The sequence below is a fragment of the Bacillus norwichensis genome (assembly GCF_014836955.1).
Classification (GTDB): domain Bacteria; phylum Bacillota; class Bacilli; order Bacillales; family Bacillaceae_C; genus Siminovitchia; species Siminovitchia norwichensis.
Genome location: NZ_JACSPV010000010.1, coordinates 1 through 20,621 on the forward strand (window position 1 = coordinate 1; position 20,621 = coordinate 20,621).

General features: G+C 40.7%; 17 protein-coding genes. 10 read left to right on the forward strand and 7 right to left on the reverse strand.

The window, feature by feature from the left end:
- Positions 1-483: 483 nt before the first annotated feature.
- Positions 484-1,971: a potassium/proton antiporter gene (locus H9631_RS07795; protein ID WP_191811541.1), complete on the forward strand. Its 1,488-nt coding sequence runs from the start codon at positions 484-486 to the stop codon at positions 1,969-1,971.
- Between the two features lie 29 nt (positions 1,972-2,000).
- Here the strand turns inward: H9631_RS07795 and H9631_RS07800 are convergent, their stop codons facing one another.
- Both H9631_RS07800 and H9631_RS07805 read right to left on the reverse strand, forming a co-directional pair.
- Positions 2,001-3,269 carry an MFS transporter gene (locus H9631_RS07800; RefSeq protein ID WP_191811543.1) on the reverse strand — a complete coding sequence of 423 codons (1,269 nt, stop codon included), beginning with the start codon at positions 3,267-3,269 and terminating at the stop codon, positions 2,001-2,003.
- Between the two features lie 94 nt (positions 3,270-3,363).
- Positions 3,364-3,834 (reverse strand): Hsp20/alpha crystallin family protein, encoded by a 471-nt coding sequence (locus H9631_RS07805; RefSeq protein ID WP_191811545.1) that lies wholly within the window; start codon positions 3,832-3,834, stop codon positions 3,364-3,366.
- Between the two features lie 386 nt (positions 3,835-4,220).
- Between H9631_RS07805 and sucA the strand changes: the two genes are divergently transcribed.
- The 3 genes from sucA to H9631_RS07820 all read left to right on the forward strand — a co-directional run bounded on the left by sucA (position 4,221) and on the right by H9631_RS07820 (position 9,520).
- Entirely contained in the window at positions 4,221-7,067 is a 2,847-nt protein-coding gene (sucA, locus tag H9631_RS07810; RefSeq protein WP_191811547.1) for a 2-oxoglutarate dehydrogenase E1 component, read from the forward strand.
- A 177-nt stretch (positions 7,068-7,244) separates the two neighbouring features.
- On the forward strand, positions 7,245-8,498 hold the full coding sequence (gene odhB / locus H9631_RS07815; protein ID WP_191811548.1) for a 2-oxoglutarate dehydrogenase complex dihydrolipoyllysine-residue succinyltransferase: 1,254 nt from the start codon (positions 7,245-7,247) through the stop codon (positions 8,496-8,498).
- A gap of 488 nt (positions 8,499-8,986) precedes the next feature.
- Positions 8,987-9,520 carry a DUF1572 domain-containing protein gene (locus tag H9631_RS07820; protein WP_191811550.1) on the forward strand — a complete coding sequence of 178 codons (534 nt, stop codon included), beginning with the start codon at positions 8,987-8,989 and terminating at the stop codon, positions 9,518-9,520.
- Positions 9,521-9,815: 295 nt separating this feature from the next.
- Here the strand turns inward: H9631_RS07820 and sda are convergent, their stop codons facing one another.
- On the reverse strand, positions 9,816-9,938 hold the full coding sequence (gene sda / locus H9631_RS07825; RefSeq protein WP_160705786.1) for a sporulation histidine kinase inhibitor Sda: 123 nt from the start codon (positions 9,936-9,938) through the stop codon (positions 9,816-9,818).
- Between the two features lie 268 nt (positions 9,939-10,206).
- Complete coding sequence (locus H9631_RS07830) at positions 10,207-11,691, reverse strand: aldehyde dehydrogenase family protein (RefSeq protein WP_191811552.1); 1,485 nt, start codon at positions 11,689-11,691, stop codon at positions 10,207-10,209.
- A 235-nt stretch (positions 11,692-11,926) separates the two neighbouring features.
- On the opposite strand from H9631_RS07830, the gene H9631_RS07835 reads away from it, so the two are divergent.
- The 3 genes from H9631_RS07835 to H9631_RS07845 all read left to right on the forward strand — a co-directional run bounded on the left by H9631_RS07835 (position 11,927) and on the right by H9631_RS07845 (position 15,358).
- On the forward strand, positions 11,927-12,460 hold the full coding sequence (locus H9631_RS07835) for a Rok-like winged helix domain-containing protein (protein ID WP_191811554.1): 534 nt from the start codon (positions 11,927-11,929) through the stop codon (positions 12,458-12,460).
- Positions 12,461-12,590: 130 nt separating this feature from the next.
- Positions 12,591-13,430, forward strand: a complete 840-nt coding sequence (locus H9631_RS07840; protein WP_191811746.1) for an ATP-binding protein — start codon at positions 12,591-12,593, stop codon at positions 13,428-13,430.
- Positions 13,431-13,441: 11 nt separating this feature from the next.
- Positions 13,442-15,358 carry a vWA domain-containing protein gene (locus tag H9631_RS07845; protein WP_191811556.1) on the forward strand — a complete coding sequence of 639 codons (1,917 nt, stop codon included), beginning with the start codon at positions 13,442-13,444 and terminating at the stop codon, positions 15,356-15,358.
- 440 nt (positions 15,359-15,798) lie between these two features.
- Here the strand turns inward: H9631_RS07845 and H9631_RS07850 are convergent, their stop codons facing one another.
- Positions 15,799-16,566: a TPM domain-containing protein gene (locus H9631_RS07850; RefSeq protein WP_191811558.1), complete on the reverse strand. Its 768-nt coding sequence runs from the start codon at positions 16,564-16,566 to the stop codon at positions 15,799-15,801.
- Positions 16,563-17,141, reverse strand: coding sequence for a LemA family protein (locus tag H9631_RS07855; protein WP_160705791.1), 579 nt, complete (start codon positions 17,139-17,141; stop codon positions 16,563-16,565). Before H9631_RS07855 ends, H9631_RS07850 begins: the two co-directional genes overlap by 4 nt.
- 183 nt (positions 17,142-17,324) lie before the next feature.
- Between H9631_RS07855 and moaA the strand changes: the two genes are divergently transcribed.
- From moaA to mobB, 3 genes are read left to right on the forward strand one after another with little or no spacing between them, the layout of a single operon-like run.
- Positions 17,325-18,335 (forward strand): GTP 3',8-cyclase MoaA, encoded by a 1,011-nt coding sequence (moaA, locus tag H9631_RS07860; RefSeq protein ID WP_318246783.1) that lies wholly within the window; start codon positions 17,325-17,327, stop codon positions 18,333-18,335.
- 25 nt (positions 18,336-18,360) lie between these two features.
- A complete protein-coding gene (locus tag H9631_RS07865) occupies positions 18,361-19,650 on the forward strand; it encodes a molybdopterin molybdotransferase MoeA (protein WP_191811750.1) in 1,290 nt (429 codons plus the stop codon).
- Positions 19,620-20,135, forward strand: a complete 516-nt coding sequence (gene mobB, locus H9631_RS07870; protein ID WP_191811560.1) for a molybdopterin-guanine dinucleotide biosynthesis protein B — start codon at positions 19,620-19,622, stop codon at positions 20,133-20,135. Before H9631_RS07865 ends, mobB begins: the two co-directional genes overlap by 31 nt.
- A gap of 24 nt (positions 20,136-20,159) precedes the next feature.
- Here the strand turns inward: mobB and H9631_RS07875 are convergent, their stop codons facing one another.
- Positions 20,160-20,399: a YkuS family protein gene (locus H9631_RS07875; protein ID WP_191811562.1), complete on the reverse strand. Its 240-nt coding sequence runs from the start codon at positions 20,397-20,399 to the stop codon at positions 20,160-20,162.
- Between the last annotated feature and the right edge of the window lie 222 nt (positions 20,400-20,621).

Consider the following 20,621-nt stretch of genomic DNA (forward strand, 5'->3'; position numbering starts at 1 on the left):
CAACTTGAGCAGTGGTTCTCTGGCCTTCCCAACTACATCAAGGCTTATTTGCCAATTTCTCTCTGCGAAAGTTGAGTTAAAGAGTATAGCTTATTTTGCTAAAGATACAACTTTTCTATCATTTTATTTGTTGATGAACCTAAAGTTCTATATAATTATGTTAACAGCTAAATAGGTAAAGATTGCCTCTACATTACTGCTCCGTGAGGACCTCTTTTCGAAAAGCCTAATTGGAATGTGGTTTCTTTCATTTTCCCAAGAATGACGATGACTGATGTGCTGATAATCCTACAACACTACGGATAAAGCAACTTCCTATAGGGTTCTTTTCTCATGAAAAAAAGTGATTCTAAATCTGTGTGGACTTCGTTGTTGAATTCTATTTTTCGTCTTGGATGAATAAACTTTTCCTTATTATTTTGAGTAACTGGCTATTGTGCCAATCATAATTACATAATTAGTAGAATGGATGGGGGAATGGCCTTGGATTTTACTGTAGAGCAAATTGTTTTTATATTATCAATTTTACTGATAGTTGGTGTGTTGACAGCAAAGTTCTCCTCACGTCTTGGGGTACCTTCGTTGGTACTGTTTATCCTTGTAGGAATGGGATTAAATCGCTTCTTTTATTTTGATAATGTCAAATTGACCACTTTGGTAGGCACCATTGCATTGGTCATCATATTGTTTGATGGTGGGATTAATACGAAATGGAAGGACATGAAGAAGGTTATCGTTCCAGCGGGTTCACTTGCGACTCTTGGCGTTGTTCTTACCACTGTTATTATGGGAACTTTTGCTAAATACATTTTAGGTTTTAGTTGGCTTGAAGGCCTTCTGGTTGGTGCCATTGTTGGTTCGACTGATGCGGCCGCTGTTTTTGCCGCTTTGGGTGAAAGGAATATTCGTTTTAAGTTAAAAACTACATTGGAAGCTGAGTCTGCCTCCAATGACCCAATGGCAATCTTTTTGACTGTTTCCTTGATTGAATTGATCCAAACGCCAGGTTCTTCCTATTTTCAGCTTTTACCAAGTTTCTTTTGGCAAATGGGCTTAGGTCTTGTATTAGGACTGATTTTTGGCAAGGTCTCGGTTTGGGTCATCAACCAGATCAACCTTGATTCCTCAGGACTTTATCCTGTACTTGCTTTGTCATTTGCAGCCCTGACATATGGGGTTACAAGTTTAATTCATGCCAGTGGCTTATTGGCTGTGTATGTGATGGCAATCATCGTTGGAAATTCTGACTTGACCTATCGTCATTCTATTATTCGTTTTCATGAAGGCTCCGCATGGATGATGCAAATCACCATGTTCATATTGCTAGGCCTTCTTGTTTTCCCGTCAGAGCTGTTAAAAGTTACCTGGCAGGGACTCCTGCTTTCGTTCCTTCTCATGCTTGTGGCAAGGCCGATTAGCGTTTTTATTACGATGTTGTTTATGAAGTACACGTTTGGAGAAAAGCTGCTTATTTCATGGGCAGGGCTTCGAGGGGCTGTTCCTGTTGTTCTTGCCACCTATCCATTGGTAGCCGGCATCGAAAATAGTATGCTAATGTTTAATGTAGTATTCTTTGTCGTTTTAACATCTGCCCTGTTGCAGGGAGCAACTATCACCCCACTAGCAAATGTATTGGGTTTGTCAGAGGGAAACAAAGTGTCGATCCCACATAGTATTGAATTGGTTTCAATCGGTAAAACAAAAAATGAAATGATGGAAATCATGCTTGAAGAACAGGCTTTATTAGCTGGGAAAAAGATAAAAGATATAGAGTTACCGGAGGAATCGCTTATTTCTGCCATTATCAGGGGTGAAAAGCTTGTTACTCCAAAAGGGGATACAACGTTGCAAGGGAACGATATATTGTATATTCTTGTAGCGAAGAGAAAACGTGAGAAGGTAAAAGCAATTTTCCAGGAAGTCGCTTCGGAATCGACGCCTGAGCCTGAATTCAAAGAAGATGCCACTTAATAATAAAAAAACGCTGCAGCAGCAGCGTTTTATTCTAGCGCCGGATTTGCTCTCGGTGCTTTTTTTTCTTTTTCTGGCTTGATGGCTATAAACGCTAGAAGAGCCGAAACAGCACTTAATCCAGCCAATAGGAAGATCATATTTTTACTTCCTTGATTCATCATGATGGCGATGACAGGAGGTCCTGCTGCGACTCCAGCAAACCTCATGGAACTGAATATTGACGTGATTGTTCCACGCATTTCTTTTTCAATACTTTGGGTCAAAATTGCGTCAAGACAAGGAAGAGCTGCTCCGATTCCAATTCCACACAGTGAAAAAATCGAAATTAAAAAAATGAATTTTTTCGACAACAACGCTGTGATAATCATACTCCCCATTAAAACGATTCCGAAAAAAGAAACCCATTTCATTCTTTGTAGACTATCCTTAATCCATTTGCCAGCAGTAAAAGAGGCAATACAAAGTGTAGCAAGAGGTATGGCAAGTAACAGTCCCTTTTTAATGCCATCAAATCCATAGTCATCTTCCAAAATGGACGATAAGTAAAAAAGCATGCCAAATAGCACGAACATCAGAATGGCGCCAATGAGAAATACAGCAGTAAGCCACCGCCAGTGCTCTTTAAAAATTTTTTTAATATTCTTGAGGAATCGACCAAATGAGAGTTCATGCTGATCTCCTTTTGGCTTCTTAACCAGTATCATGATTAATAAGACTGAAATAATCGAAAATAAAGGTATGGACAAAAATGGGAGGAACCAAAAGATTCCTGCAAGGAAAGAACCTAGAATAGGACTCAACACTTTTCCAAAGGTATTGGATGTCTCCACTACGCCTAGGGTGGCACTTACGTCCTTATCCCTTTTAAACATATCCCCAATAAGTGGAAGTACGATAGGGAAGGCTCCCGCCGCCCCAACCCCCTGCAAAATTCTTCCGCACAAAATCATGAAGTAAGGTGAATCCATTTTCCATGCTGCCCATCCTGAAATAAGTCCTCCGATACCTGTAATGATCAAGGATGGAATGATAATAATCTTTCTGCCGAATTTATCTGATAAAAATCCAGCTATAGGAATCAGAAAGATTGCCACTATTGAATAGACAGTGATAATAAGACTGGATTGCAGTTTCGTGATATCAAGCTTTTTTTCCATCAAGGGCAATACAGGAATAAGCATGGAGTTGCCCAATGTCATAATAAGTGGAATAGATGCGATGGATACAATGGACCACTTTTTTTCTGCCAGCTCACTATCTGAACGGCCAAATTCCAATTTGTCAAATGTAGTCATGCTATTTCCTTTCATAGTATGGTATCAATACTTAATATGGCTCGACTTTTACTTTTTATCACAACATTTTTCAGGGAAAATGGGGAGAGCCTTTTTATAATTTTTCGGAAATATCTACTTCTGTATATTGCATGTCGACGTTCTTTGGAATTTGCACTTCAAGAATAAGGTCTTTCACCAATGCTGTGGCACCTTTCCTTTTAACGAGGCAAGGAAGAGTGATGGTATGTCGATCTCCAATTTCGTGAAAATTCTCAATAATAGCTTGATTGGATGTATGGAAGAATTTCAGCTGATCTTGCTGCTCTTCACTTTGTAATTTTATTCGTACGAACACATAATCGAATGTTTCAAAAACATCCACATCTGGTTTAGTTTGTTGGCCTTGATTAGTGGTTGAGGCATTAAAGGGGTTTGCTGTTTCAGTTTCAGCTGAGTTTTCCCACTGGGAGGGGACATATTTTTTAATCATTTCATTGACATATGACTGGATATCCGTTGGTTTCATTTGCTCAGTCATCTTTTTTAAATCATCATTAAATGGAAATTTTCCCCACGGAAACACTCAACCACCCCCTTGAATAAATCATAATAGTATATGCGTAATACGTGGGCGTGTAACAAACGAGAATAAAGGTAAAAAAAATAGAGCCATTATATTTGAATTTTTCTTGAAGAGTAGTAAGATTGTATATGGAAAAATTGACACAAAAATGTAACAGGTTCATGATGAAACTTTGTTAAAAGGTGAGCATAACCCAGTCTGCATGCAGAACTTGACTGAATTTGTCTAAAAGATGACATTTATCTTTTACTAAATTGTTTGCAGTGATAAAATGGAATTGCACTTAAGGTTTGATTAGATTGACCCACGTTTTTTTGACCGGGATTACAAAAATATAACCGGTTTAAAAATAAATTAAGAGCTTCAAGATGGAGGTTTTTTAACAAATGAGCAGACAAGCGTCTTATCAAGATTCGCCTTGGGCGCAGTTTTCCGGACCGAATCTTGGTTATGTAATGGAGTTGTATGAACAATACCTCAAAGATCCTGACAGCGTCGATCCTGAAATGAAGGCGGCTTTTGATCAATGGGGGGCGCCGGCTACAGCAAAGCAGGTTGAAACAACTGAAGGTCAGGCGGATGTCTCATTCCAAATGCCTGCGACACACAACCGATTGAGCAAACTTGTTGCCGCGGTCAAATATGCGGATAATATCCGTACTTATGGCCACCTGATAGCGGATATCAATCCGATCCGCCGAAAGGAAAAGAATACAAGAAGGCTTGAGCTTTCAGAGTACAATTTGGCAGAACAAGACTTAAAACAAATTCCGGCATCATTTATTTCTCCTAATGCTCCATCTAATTTGAAAGACGGGCTTGATGCAATCAATCATTTAAAAGAAGTATATACAAAAAAACTTGCGTTTGAATATAATCATGTACATGAATTGGACGAAAGGAACTGGCTGCAGCAAAAAATCGAAGAAAGCGGTTATTACACACAGCTAAGTAAAGAAAGAAAAATCAACTTATTTACACGTCTGGCTGAAGTAGAGGGATTTGAAAAATTCATCCATCGCACATTCGTAGGTCAGAAGCGATTTTCTGTGGAAGGATTGGAGACGCTGATTCCTTTAATGGATGAAGTCATCAGTCTAGCTGTAGAAACCGGTACCAGGACAGTAAATATTGGAATGGCACACAGAGGCCGTCTAAATGTTTTGGCCCATGTACTTCAAAAACCATATAAATTGATTTTCTCTGAATTTCAACAAGCACCCAATAAAGAGCTCATTCCGTCTGAAGGTTCAATTGGCATCACATATGGATGGACTGGGGACGTAAAGTATCACCTTGGTGCTGACAGAAAGTTGAAGCGTGGTACGACCGCAACAACCAGAATCACGCTTGCGAATAATCCAAGTCATTTAGAAGTGATCAACCCTATCGTGGATGGGTTTACACGAGCAGCCCAGGAAGACCGTAATGTTCAGGGTTATCCAAAACAAGATTTGGACAACTGTCTTGCGATCGTTGTTCATGGTGACGCAGCTTTCCCAGGTGAGGGAATTGTTCAGGAGACTCTAAATATGGGACGTTTGAAAGGGTACAACACAGGCGGTTCCATACATATCATCGCCAATAATATGATTGGATTTACGACCGAAAGCAGTGACTCGCGTTCAACTTTGTATGCTTCAGATGTCGCAAAAGGTTTTGAAATTCCGATTGTTCACGTAAATGCGGACGATCCAGAGGCAGTACTGGCTGCATCCGTCTTAGCACATGAATATCGCCAGGCTTTCCATAAGGATTTCATTATTGATTTGGTCGGTTACCGCCGCTTTGGTCATAATGAAATGGATGAGCCAATGGTTACCAATCCGCTTATGTACAATATCATTAAGAACCATCCCACTTCTAAAGAAGTCTATGCGGATAAATTAGTCCAAGAGGGACTTTTGACAAAAGAAGAAATTGACAAGGTTGATAAGGAAGTACAAACAAACCTACAAAAGGCATATGATAATCTTCCTAAAGTGAATGGCAATCCGGATATAGTCATGAACCCTCCGAAAAATGTTGTGAAAAAGCTTCCAAAAATTGATACATCAGTTAAGATTGATGAATTGGAAACAATCAACAGGGAATTGATTACATGGCCGGAAGATTTCAATGTCTTTCCTAGGCTTCAAAGAATCTTGCAAAGAAGATCAAATGTAATTACGGAAAAAGGAAAAATAGATTGGGCACACGCTGAAGCTCTTGCTTTCGGATCTATCCTGAAGGACGGCACACCGTTAAGAATGACTGGGCAAGATTCACAGCGAGGTACCTTCGCACAAAGGAACCTGGTACTGCATGATATTAATACGGGTGAAGAATATATCCCGATGCATCACTTATCCGATGTAAATTCATCATTTGCCCTATATAATAGTTCTTTAACTGAAGGTGGGGTAGTCGGATTTGAATACGGCTATAATGTCTTTGCTCCAGAAACCCTAGTTATATGGGAAGCTCAGTTTGGTGACTTCGCGAATATGGCACAAGTCTACTTTGACCAATTCATCGCATCCGGCAGAGCTAAATGGGGGCAGAAATCAGGATTAGTTATGCTTTTGCCGCATGGTTATGAAGGTCAGGGACCAGAACACTCAAGCGGACGAGTGGAAAGATTCCTCCAGAGTGCTGCTGAGAATAACTGGATTGTTGCCAACTTATCTAATGCTGCTCAATATTTCCATATCTTAAGAAGACAAGCAGCTATCTTGAACAAGGAAGAAGTGAAGCCACTTGTCATTATGACGCCGAAGAGCTTACTTCGTCATCCGCTTGCTTCCGTGGAAGTTGAGGAATTAGCGCAGGGCTCCTTCAAGTCGGTCATAGAACAGCCGGGCTTGGGAGAGAGCTATGAAGCAGTTGAGAGAATTGCACTTTGCAGTGGTAAAATAGCGATTGATTTGGAAGAGCAGTTGAAAAATGAAACAGATGTGGATTGGCTCCATATTTTGAGAGTCGAAGAGCTCTATCCATTCCCGAAAAAAGAAATTGCGGATATTATATCCAGATACCCGAACCTGAAGGAACTTATTTGGGTGCAAGAGGAGCCGAAGAATATGGGCGGCTGGCTTCACGTGATTTCTTATATAAGGGAAATCAGGCCTGAAGGTGTCGATATTAAGTATGAAGGACGCCGGAGAAGGTCAAGCCCAGCAGAGGGTGATCCAACGGCACATAGAAAAGCTCAGAGCCGTATTGTACAGTCAGTGTTTACAAAATCAGAATGATTTTTGAAAATAGAAAAACATTTGAGTAACTGGTTTAATGAGGATGAATAAATGAGATAGCTTTAGGCGCATCTAACATAGAGAAGGTAGAAGTTTTCATCATATAGCTAAATCATTCTTCTGCTAGTCGCCTTTCGCTTTTCTATATCATCCGCAAACATTAGAGGAGGAAATAAAGTGGCCGAAATCAAAGTACCTGAACTTGCAGAATCTATTATGGAAGGGACAATCGCTCAATGGTTGAAAAAGCCTGGCGATTATGTTGAAAAAGGGGAATATATTGTAGAGCTTGAAACTGATAAGGTAAATGTTGAGATCATTTCTGAAGAAGCTGGAGTTCTCAAAGAGTTAAAAGCAGACGAAGGCGAAACAGTCAACGTTGGAGATGTGATCGCAATTGTCGACGAAAGTGCCTCAGCGGGTGCTGCAGCCTCTGAAGCGGCTCCTGAGGAGCCAAAAGCTGAAAAAGTTGAACCTGCTGCCGCTCAACCAGCAGCCGCACAGCAAGAGGAAAAGCAGGAGGAAGAATCAAAAGATCGCCCAATTGCATCTCCAGCTGCTCGCAAATTAGCCCGAGAAAAAGGTATCGATTTAACAGAGGTCCCAACTGTTGATCCGCTTGGAAGGGTACGAAAACAAGATGTAGAAGGATTTTCAAATCAGCCTAAGCCTGCTGCGGCACCTGCTCCTCAAGCCAAGCCCGCTGCAGCTGTTCAGGAAAATCCTAATAAACCTGTTGAACGTGTAAAACTTTCACGCCGCCGCCAAACAATTGCAAAAAGACTCGTTGAAGTTCAGCAAACGGCTGCTATGTTGACTACATTCAACGAAATCGATATGACAGCAGTGATGGCATTGCGTAAACGCAAGAAAGACAAGTTCTATGAAGAACATGATGTCAAACTTGGTTTTATGTCATTTTTCACCAAAGCTGTTGTAGCAGCATTGAAAAAATATCCTGCGGTTAATGCGGAGCTACAAGAAGACGAGCTTGTTTATAAGAAGTTTTATGATATCGGAGTGGCAGTTTCTACTGACGAAGGCCTCGTTGTACCAGTTATTCGTGACTGTGACCGCAAAAATTTCGCTGAAATTGAGGATGACATTCTTACAGTTGCGAAAAAAGCACGTGATAACAAATTAGCCCTCAGTGATTTACAAGGCGGAACATTTACGATAACAAACGGTGGTGTATTCGGTTCTTTATTATCTACACCAATTTTGAACGGAACCCAAGTGGGGATACTCGGCATGCACTCCATTCAGACAAGACCTGTGGCTATTGATGCGGAAAGAATGGAAAACCGTCCGATGATGTATGTTGCCTTATCATATGATCACCGTGTCATTGATGGTAAAGAAGCAGTCGGATTCCTCGTCACAATTAAAAAGTTGCTTGAAAATCCTGAAGACCTTCTCCTCGAAGGATAATTATTCTAAAAAGACGGCAAATAGAAGCGCACCCCAAAGTCACAAATCTAACTTTGGGGTGTTTTATTATGATGTTTATGGTTGTATAGGAGTATCTTGACGGCCTGCTTGGGTACAGGCTGGCGACATGCAAAGTAAGAAATGAAATGAAATTAAAGTTAAAATAAAACGACATAGAGACATTCCCACTTCACATACAATCAAATCTTCTACAATTTCGATGACCAACATCAAGAAATAAAAAGTGTAGCTAATCAAAACGTTGTGTGTGTAGATTTGCAATGGAGGGATTGTTTGTTGATAGTGAAACAGGTCTGGAATAAGAGGTTTAGCTTGGTTCATTTTGTCAGCTATCAAAAGCGGAGATTACACAAGAACCCCCACTTCAAGTAACCCGAAAAGGGTCGTGAGTTGGTAAGTGGCGGGTAGTTCACGCTGTATCTACTTTGATTAAAAATGAGAATTCTAAAGAGGAGGAGTGCCAAACTATGAACCTCGGAAATGAGTATTTAAAAGTTGTACAAGAAAGATTTAACAATGTCAAAGACCTCGGGGATAAGACAATGAGGCAATTGTCAGACGAAGAAATTCACTGGAGCTTAAATGAAGCCTCAAACAGTGTTGCTATTATAGTTAAGCATGTAAGTGGTAATATGATGTCGAGATGGTCTGATTTCTTAACTTCGGATGGAGAAAAATCGGACAGGAATCGCGACGGAGAATTTGAGGATGATATATCATCAAAACAGGAGTTGATAAGAGCTTGGGAAAAGGGGTGGAACACTCTTTTTGAAACATTAAAGGCGTTAGGCGAGCAAGATTTATTAAAAAGTGTATACATCCGTGGCGAAAGTCATTCGGTATTAGAAGCGATTGAAAGACAAATGGCTCACTATGCCTATCATGTAGGGCAAATCGTTTACATCGGAAAACAACTAAAAGGTGAGAATTGGGAAACTCTCAGTATTCCAAAAGGAAAATCAGAAGAACATTTGCAAAAAATGTTGAAAAAAAATAGTTAGAAGAGGTTACGCATGTTCAATTATCGGTCTTGACAGGGAACAGCATAGCTAGAAAAGATGATCAAACTTTTTATCGAAATGGATTCTTTATTCAAAGGGTTCACTTCCTCATTTGCTGATAAAATCAGCGACGTCCCCCTTGGATGCAAATAGTTACTGAAAATAAAAAAGCGTGCCATAAGGCACGCGGTCTTTAAAAGTAAAGAAAGTATACTTTTTTTATCGTTTTTATTTCAAAAATCAGTTTTCCATGTCTAGCTCCTGGTACCCAGCGACTAGCGCTTTTTTTATGTTCTTACAGGTTTAATCCTCGTTTTTTTATTTCCATCTTCAGTAATCGTATCCAATCGGCACCATGATCATTCTTTTTCGCATCTCGGTAGGCTGCAACTAACTGCTCATTAGTCAAAATCTTCATGCTTGCAAAAACCTCCTCGGGAAATTGAATTTTCATTTTTTATTGTACCTGTTTTCGGATAGATTTGAAAGCGTTTTATTGAATTTATTCTATCAAAATATGACATTTTACGAATTTTACCTTCATTCAGCAAAGACGCTGACTTCTGTAAGTGGTGAGATGAAAGCCTATTGCTATCCTTTCAGTGGGGGTTCAAACCTCGGCTGAATTGAATCTGGGCGCAAATTATAAAAAAAGAGCCCCTCAAAGAGGGACCCTGTATAAGATGTTACTTCATCGAAATCCATACACTTTTGACTTCAGTATAATTATTCAGTGCATATGAACCCATTTCTCTACCAAGTCCTGATTGCTTAAATCCGCCGAATGGAGAAGCTGCGTCAAAGGCATTATAGCAGTTGACCCAAACAGTCCCGGCACGAAGACGACTTGCAACGTAATGGGCATTTGCTACATCACGTGTCCATAGTCCAGCTGCCAGTCCATATTCGGTTCTATTTGCACGCTCAATCAACTCATCGAGATCTTCGAATGGCAGTGCAGAAATAACTGGTCCAAAAATTTCTTCTTTTGCGATGGTCATTTCGTCATTGACATCCGCAAATATGGTTGGCTCTACGAAATAACCTTGATCCTGTGGCTTTTGTCCACCAGCAAGAAGCTCAGCTCCTTCACTTACACCTTTTTCAATATAATTCAAAACCCGGTTTTGCTGCTCAGCAGAAACGAGTGGTCCCATTTCGGTATCTTGGTTCAAACCAGCACCTTGTTTAATACTTTTCGCATGGGAAGCCATGTCAGCAACTACATTATCAAAGTTTTTCTTTTGAATGAATACACGAGAACCAGCGGAGCATACTTGTCCTTGGTTGAACATGACACCATTCAATGCACCTGGAATGGCCTGAGTTAAATCCGCGTCAGGAAGGATGATATTAGGTGATTTTCCTCCTAGCTCCAAAGTAACGCGCTTAACCGTTTTAGCGCATTGTTCCATGATTTTCTTTCCAACTTCTGTGGACCCTGTAAACGCGATTTTGTTCACATCTGGATGATTTACAAGTGCAGAACCTGCAGGCTCACCAAAGCCTGGAACAACATTAACAACACCTGGCGGGAATCCAGCCTCTTCAACTAGTTCAGCTAAGTATAAGGCGGAAAGTGGTGTTTGCTCCGCTGGTTTTAATACGACAGTACATCCTGTGGCCAGAGCTGCCCCAATTTTCCACATTGCCATCAACAAAGGGAAGTTCCAAGGGATGATCTGCCCGACAACACCTACTGCTTCATGACGTGTGTAGTTAAAAAATGGTCCCGCTACAGGAATTGTTTGTCCTGTAATCTTTGTGGTCCAACCTGCATAATAACGCAAATGTTCAATGGATAATGGAAGATCCGCATTCATTGTTTCCCGAATCGGCTTCCCGTTATCAAGGGTTTCAAGCTGTGCGAGTTCCTCTTTATTCTCTTCTAACAGGTCGGCTAGCTTGTAAATGAGTCTACCTCTTGCCGCAGCACTCATTTTTGACCATTTTCCTTCATCAAATGCTTTGCGTGCAGCTTTTACCGCACGATCTATATCTTCTGCACCTGCTTCATATATAGTAGCGAGTGTTTCTCCTGTCGCAGGGTTCGGAGTGTCAAAAGTTTTACCCTCGGCGCTTTTAACAAACTCACCATTAATATAAAGATTTTTTGTCCCCTGTAAAAACTTTTCTACTTTCTCTTTTACATCCATTGTTACTTGACTCATTGAATTCCTCCTTAAAGATAGTTTCCAAGGAAAAAACAGGTAACCGCTTCCAATTATAAGTCTACTATGAATATAAAGAATTTACAAATGGAATGAATAGAAAACTTATCATCATAAACTGACAAGTTTCGAGAATAACAAAATTATTTATCAATGATTACTATTTTTTCTTACTATTTTCGTTTGAACATTCTATAATGAATATATTAGGAGAAAGAATGAAGGAGGGAATTTTATGTTTGATGAAAGAACTGCGCTAAAGCTAAGATTAGAGCAAATGCAGGATGCAGAAGAGAGATTGCTTAGGGAGTTCCAAAAAGAAAGGGCTTTCATATTCTCGCGGTTGCGTGAACTTGATAGAGAGGAAGGTCTAAAAACAGCGGCTAAGGAGGAAGAAACTCAATATCTACCGCCTGCCAAAAACTATTTGGAAGCACCGGGTGATAATATTGAACATAGCAGTTCGCCATCAAGAAGGGCAAGGCCATCCCGAAGAAGCAAAACGACTAAAATGCGAGATACTGCCATCTCAATTTTAAAAGCACAGTCTGCCCCCATTCGAGGCATTGAATTAAAAAGGGAGATTGAGGAGCAGACGGGGCTTCAAATCGCCAACATGACCACATTTATGAATACGATTACAAAGGCAGATCCAAATATTATTAAAATAGGACGTGGCTTATATACATACAGTCGAGAGCCGCAAGAATCGAAAACTATCTTTCTAGGGACTGACGAAATGAATGAAGCTCCGAGCAATGAACCATAAGCATGCTGAAACAGCACGCTTTTTTTCTTTGCCGCTGATTTGTTAAAATGGTGAAGAAAGAAAATGAATTGCTAAAAAGGAAGGATTGTTTACGTTGAATCTTGTAGATCTGCCCAGCGATATTCAAAATATGGTAGAGAAGAGAAAGCGGGCATTCTCTTATTACCACGAAGAGTTAATTGGCGAACATAGATTTCTGTCGGAAGATCAGACGATCTTTCAGGATGCGGTCATAGCATTATCTCTCGGAAAAAATGTTTTATTAAAAGGGCCGACTGGTTCTGGTAAAACAAGGCTCACGGAGGCACTGTCGAGTTTCTTCAGTCAGCCTATGCATAGTGTCAACTGCTCTGTTGATACGGATGCGGAAGCACTTCTTGGCTTTAAAACAATTACGCAAAATGACGGAGTGAGCAGGATTGATTTTATTGAAGGACCTGTCATCAAAGCAATGGAGAAAGGCCACTTCCTTTATATAGATGAAATTAACATGGCAAAGCCTGAAACACTGCCTCTGTTAAACAGTATATTGGACTATAGAAGAATGCTGACGAATCCATTGACAGCTGATGTCATACATGCAAAGGAAACCTTTGGTGTGATTGCGGCGATTAATGAAGGCTATGTCGGGACTGTTCCAATGAATGAAGCATTGAAAAATCGATTTATCGTAATCGATATCCCCTATGTGCAAGGAGAAATATTGAAGAATGTCATCAAACAAGAGAGCAAATTACTGAATGAGAAAACGATTGAACAATTTGTCCAATTATCCGCCGATTTGCTAGTTCAGGTAAAAAGTGGAATCATTCCAGAGGAAGCGGCATCTATTAGGGCTCTGATTGATACTTGTGATCTTGCTGTGTATATGGATCCTCTCAGAGCTGTTCGAAGGGGGATATCTGACAAATTAGAGGAAGAGCGGGAACAGGCAGCTGTGTTAAATATTGCCTCAACGCTATTTAAATAGGGGTGGCAGGTATGCATCGTTTCATTGCTTTCAATGATGAAAAAGCTGACACGCTTTTGATGCTGGAACTCACAGATTTGGCTAAAACTCTTACAAAGTCTGCATTGTATGAAGCTGAAATTCGTGCACATTCCTACTTAAGCAAAAGAGAGCAAAAAGTCTTTGTGAGTCATTTCTGGAATCATCGCCCTGATTGGATAAAAAAGTCGGGGATGAAAAGTGATGTTTATTTGCGTGCGCTTGGGAACATGAATTTTACTGATTTCCAGGACGTTGAACTATTCAGGGATATCATATCTGCTTCCCTAATTCCCCGTTTTGCTGGACAGCTCTTTATCCTTGCTGAAGATTTAAGAATAGAGGAGTTATGTAAAAAGGAAAGGCCGGGAATGGCATTTGAATTCAAGGTTCGACGCAAAATATACAAAGAATATTTCGAGTCCCAATTAGTTGTTAATCTGGAAAGGAATCTTTTTATAGATGCTTTGTTCAACTTGATTTATTTAAGCTTGAACTCTGATAGCCCTATTCTAACAATGCCTTCCTTCAATTCAGAAATTGATGAAGGCATACCCTTGATCCGCAGTGAACTTGAAAATTTCTATGATACCCAATCTACCCAAGTTGTTGCAGATGCTTGCCTCAAAATCGTGGAAAGGGTTGGCCAGCTAGTCAATACAGATATGATTAATGACTACTATCATCTACCTGGACAAGAACAAAATCTACTTGATGTCATGTCATATTCAGATCTGTTAAGAAAAGATTCGTTACAAAATGATGATACGACAGAGGAAAAAGCTGGTGGAGATGAACAGGTGCATGAAGAAGAGATGAGGACATGGCATCGAGAAACAGAAAGTCCAGGAAAAAGCTTTATGCAATTTAATCTGGACCAGGGAACTAGGACGGATATTGCAGGCGGAAGTGAACGAGAGGGAGAGGAAGGGGATCAGGCGCTTGGGATTGTTCAAGGGCGGAGCGTGCAAACAGATAAAAAGGAATATGACGGAATGGAATTGACCAGTATGGGTGAGCTTGATGCTTCCAATGGAAAAAATAAATATGGTACATCCAATAAAAATGCACGATCCGTTTTTCTTAAAGCCGGAAGGCCGGATAAAGAGGCTCTAGCTGAGTATGGGAAACTGGAAAAAGAAGTGAAATTTTATCATAAAAAACTAAAAAATATCATTCAGCGCGTAATGGAAAAGAAAGAGACTGACCATCGAAGCCATCTGCAAATGGGACAGCTTGGAAAGAATCTTTTACCTTTCTTTACGGATGAGAATCCGAAGCTATTCTATAAAAAGGCAGAACCCAGTAAGGAAATTGATGCATCGTTCATTCTTCTCGTAGACTGCTCAGCATCTATGTTTGATAAAATGGAAGAGACAAGACGTGGCATCATCTTATTTCATGAAGCATTGAAATCTGTTGATGTACCGCATGAAATTATCGGTTTTTGGGAGGATGCCAACGAATCGGCCGAGGACGACCAGCCAAATTATTTTTTTCAGGTAATTCCATTTTCCATGTCCCTGCAACATAAAACAGGTCCGGAAATCATGGAATTGGAAGCCATGGAGGATAATCGAGATGGCTATGCCATTAGAATCGCTGCTGAAAGGCTTCTTGAAAGAAAAGAAAAACAAAAATTTTTAATTATTTTTTCGGATGGGGAGCCTGCGGCATATGATTATAACAATGGAATTGTGGATACCCATGAAGCCGTCATGGAAGTCCGTCAAAAAGGGATAGAGATTTTTAATATTTTCCTGTCTACTTCTGGCTTAGAATTTGAACAGAAAAAAGTTTTTGAAACTATATATGGCAATCGCAGTATCATTGCTCCTTATGTGGAAGAATTGCCTAATGTACTGTTCCCTTTGCTGAAAAAAATCTTAACTAATTCAATAAATATGTAGGAGCTGTGTAATAAGTCCAAAGGAGATGAACCATAATAATAAAACCCAAGAATTTCAACCATTCTTGGGTTTTATTATTATGGTTTTTGGGCTGAAACGCAGCTTTTCGGAAAGCCCTCTGTAATTTTTACCATTCAGTCTTGGCGGAGCACTGTTCAGCTACAACGCCTAGCCCCTTGATGTCATAAGATAAATTCCTATGGTGGCTAAGGAGGGCCACCTACGATAAGTCAACATCGGCCGCCGTGTTGTCCAGCTGCGAGTGCCATCGGCTCGAGGTCATAAGCCAAACGCTGTTGAAGGCAAACTACGCCTTCTTCAGCGCTCGTCTTATGCTTGTCGCCGATAAGCAGGCACTCTCCGCTTTTCTTTTTCCTTTATCTCGTCAGGGCTCGTCCAGTCTGTACGTCGCTAAACGAGCGCTTTCGCTTTTCTTCTTATCACCAACTCCTACTTGCTCCACCACCGCCTGATGAACCGCCCCCTCCGGATCGCGGTCCGCCGCCGAAGCCGCCACCACCGCCACCTCTGTTTAAGATAGCGGCAAGCATTCTAAGTAGGCTCAGGGTAAAAGCTCCTCCGAGAAAGCGGAAATCCATGAAGATGATTCCAGCAAATATCAAGATGAATATAAGTACGGACAATGGCGATAGACTTTCGGTTTGACTGTATTCTACGCCTTCAGCATCGGCCTGTTTGTCCAAGCTATACTCTTTTGAAACTTCATTAAATAGCTGTTTATATGTGTTTGTGATAGCAAGGTTAATCTCATCTTGTTCCAAATAAGGTATAGCATAACTATCGAGAATTCGTCCCACTTTTCCATCCGGTAAAGCGCCTTCTAAGCCATAACCCACCTCAACCCTTATTTTGTGCTCTTTCGGTGCTAACAAAAGCAAAACACCGTTGTCCTTTTCGGCATCTCCAAGTCCGTATTGTCGGAATGCCTCTAAGGCGTATTCTTCTACTGCTTCGTTTTCCAGTGAATTGATGGTCAGTACAGCGATTTGAGCCTGTGTGTGGTCATCTAAATATTTGCCAAGCTCTGTCAACTCATTTTTCTCATTGTCTGAAAGGACGTGGGCAAAGTCCTGGACATAAATATCTCCTACAGGATCAGGAATATTAGCTGCCGCAGCTTTAAAACCCGTAATAGAAAAGAAAAAAAAGACGAGAATGGGTAGAGAGAGCAGAGCCCGCCTCATCACTCTCCATTCCCTTCAAAATCAACGTCTGGCGTTTCTTCTGCCCCTGCTTTCGCTTTAAAGTACTCTTTTTTCTCAAATCCAAACACCGAAGCGACGAGACGCCCAGGGAATTGTCTTACTTTTTTATTGTAAATGGTTACTTGGTCATTGTAGTCTTTTCTCGCAACAGCAATACGGTTCTCAGTTCCCGCAAGCTCGTCCATCAGCTGGGTAAATTGTTTGTCTGCCTTCAGCTCTGGATAATTTTCAGAGATAACCAATAATCTACTTAGAGCGTTGGACAAAGAGGCATCTGCGTCAGCCTGTTCCTGAACTGTGTTCGCGCCAATTAGCCTTGAACGCGCATCTGCGATATCTCCCAACACCTTTTCTTCATGTTTTGCATAACCTTTGACAGTATTAACAAGGTTCGGAATCAAATCCGCTCTTCGCTGCAATTGGTTTTCAATTTGGGAATATTTTTGTTCAACATCCTCTTCAACATTTACAAACCCGTTGTAACTTCCTAACAACGGAACTAGTATAAGGGCTAGAATAACAAGTACCCCAATGATTGCTCCTAATCCTTTTCTCATTTTCTTCACTCCTCTTAAATAGTATAACGGATGTACTGGAAGAAAGTTTCAGCTTTTTTTCATTTATTTACCCAAATAAATGAAAAAAACTTCCACATATTATCTTAAAGCATGAACGAACAAGGGAAAAGTGATACAATCTGTATAAACCTTGCACTAAGGGACGGATTGGAGCTGAGAGAAATGAGCAGGATGAAAGATCAATTAAACCGGCCTTTGCAAGACTTGAGGATTTCTGTCACAGATAAGTGCAACTTCCGCTGTCAATATTGCATGCCTGCTGACATTTTTGGTTCTGATTTTAAATTTTTGCCAAGAAATGAAATATTATCATTTGAAGAAATAGAACGCCTTGCTGCTGCCTTCAGTAAATTAGGGGTTTCAAAATTAAGGATTACTGGCGGCGAGCCGCTGTTAAGAAAGGATGTCGCCGTTTTAATAAGTAGGTTGCATAAGATTCCTGGCATTCAAGATATTGGACTGACGACTAACGGTGTACTGCTTCCAAAATTGGCGAAAGCTCTTGTGAACGCGGGCCTTCATCGAGTAAATGTTAGCCTTGATGCGTTAAACGATGACATTTTCAAGAAAATCAACGGCAGGGGTGTTAGCTCGAACCTTGTTCTGAAGGGGATCAAAGCAGCACAGGATGCTGGTCTTGGTGTAAAAGTCAATATGGTTGTTCAAAAAGGTGTGAATGAAAGCGAAATCATACCGATGGCCAATCATTTTAAAGATATGGGAGTAGCTCTTCGTTTTATTGAATTTATGGATGTCGGCAATTCTAATGGCTGGGATTTCAGTAAAGTGGTGACAAAAAAAGAAATGCTGGGCATATTATCGGATCATTTTGATCTGGAACCGGTAGATCCTAATTACTTTGGAGAAGTGGCCAAACGTTATCAATATAAAAACACGGATACAGAAGTCGGCTTTATTACTTCAGTTTCAGAGTCGTTTTGTTCTAGCTGTACTAGGGCACGGATTTCAGCAGACGGAAAATTTTACACTTGTTTGTTTGCTTCAAAGGGCTATGATTTGCGTGGGTTGGTTCGTGCCAATAAGGAAGAAGAATCCTTGATCAATGAAATCCGCTCCATTTGGAATCAACGAAAGGACCGCTACTCTGATGAGCGGACAGAAGAAAGTGCTAAGTCTAAAGAAAAAATAGAGATGTCCTATATTGGCGGATAATGCTGGGAAGGAGCTTGATGAATCAGTGGTCGAAAGAAGAAAACCTATTTGGATCAAGGAAGCAGTTGAAAAGGTAATGGAATATAAAAAAAGAGGGGACGGGGAAACGGTATCTATACTTGAGTGCGATGACCGCTACCTTTATGCTCCGTTGATAGCTGATCATGACGTCCCGCCATTTGATCGCTCCCCTTATGATGGTTTTGCATTAAAAGCGAAGGATACGGAGAATGCATCCCGGGATACTCCCTTATTGTTTGAAGTTATTGATGAAATTGGGGCGGGGCAGGTCAGCTTGAAGATGGTTGGTCGGTTGGAAGCGGTCCGCATCATGACTGGCGCTCAAATTCCAGATGGGGCAGATTGTGTGATTATGCTCGAATTGGTTAAAGAGGTCACTGAGGGCGGGAAGAAATACATAGAAATAAAAAGGACTCTTCACGAAGGCGATAATGTTTCCTATCAAGGGGAAGACGCTCAAAAAGGCAGTCCGCTGATAGATAAAGGGGAGAGAGTCACACCTGGAATTAAAGCGCTGCTTGCCACATTCGGATACAGTAACGTGAAAGTAGCCCAAAAGCCTACTGTTGGAATCATTGCAACTGGAAGTGAGCTACTTCGCCCTGAAGATGATCTTGTACCAGGAAAAATAAGGGACAGCAATGGCTACATGATTGAATCACAAGTTCTTCGAACAGGCGGCCTCTATAAAAAATATGATAATTGTGCGGATGATTTGGAAGCATTATATAAGGTAATGGTAGCAGCACTTGAAGAATGTGATATCGTCATTACAACCGGCGGCGTATCCGTTGGGGATTTTGACTACCTGCCTGAAATCTATAAACGACTTGGAGCAAAACTTTTATTCAATAAAATAGCCATGCGTCCGGGGAGCGTGACAAGTTGTGCTGAAATAGACGGACGTTTGCTTTTTGGATTATCAGGCAACCCATCAGCTTGTTTTGTCGGGTTTGAATTGTTTGTTAAACCTTATTTACGCTATTGGATGCATTCTGATCGTCCATATACACGTTTCATTACTGGCGAGTTAAACTCTGATTTTCCGAAACCAAATCCATTCAGTAGATTTGTAAGAGGCAAACTAAGCTATAAGGATGGAAGGGTATATGCTGAACCTGTGGGATTGGATAAATCGGGGGTAGTAACATCAATTGCCTGGGCGGATTGTCTCATTATATTACCGGGAGGTACAAGGGGTTATCAGGCTGGAGATTCAGTTGATTTAATCCTACTTGAAGATCAACAAGGAAGCGGAGTGCCATGGCAGGAAAGAAAATTATCCAAATTGTAGGATTTCAAAACAGCGGCAAAACGACTTTGATTGAGAGATTGATTACTGCGTGTAAAGAAATGAAGCTTGCGGTGGGGACAATTAAGCATCATGGTCATGGCAATGCACCTGATCGTGTCTTTTTAAATAAAGATTCAGAGAAACATCAGCAAGCAGGAGCAATTGTCTCAACAGTTGAAGGAGCGGGTTCGTTACACTTAGAAGCAAAGAAAGAGAAATGGGAGCTGCAGGAGATTGTCCAGATGTATGAGCAGCTTCCCATTGATATCATCCTAGTTGAAGGGTATAAGAGAATGAACTACCCCAAAGTAGTGCTTGTGCGAAATCCACAAGATGAATTTCTTTTAGAAGAGTTGACTAATATTATGGCAATCATTTCAAATGAGCCTTTATCCAGTACATCGTCTTCCATCATTTTTAGACAAGAGGAAATGGATCGATTTATTAGTTGGTTTATGAAGCAAATAAACGCGGCTGAGGACTAAAAGCTGTCTTCAGTCGCATTTATTTTAGTGTAGTTTTTCTTCCACTTTTTGGCAGATTTCGTCGGCAGAAAGACCGTGTGCTTCAATGACAGGAACCTGGGTGCTTGTTGTTTCGATTCCCATGAAATTGGAATCCATCCCAGTGACAACATAACAGTCGATATTGTTTAAATTTGATGAGGGTGAAAAAGAAACAACCTGGTAGCCCTTTTCCTCAAGCGCTTGTGAAACATTCGTTAAACCTTCTTCGACACCGATTCTCATTCGCAACACCTCCTTGTTCTTACTTAATATAGGATGTTCAAAAAGTCACCAAATCATAAGCAGAAAAATCTCTTCGTGTATTTAAACTCGAAAGTATCAATCGACAGCGTAAACCAATCGGCTTTCCCTTTTTGCCTCTCCTTTAAATTGTGGAACACGCGCTTATAATTCCATTTTTCACAAAATCATATAAGCATTTCATTTGGAAACCCTAAGAGCGGA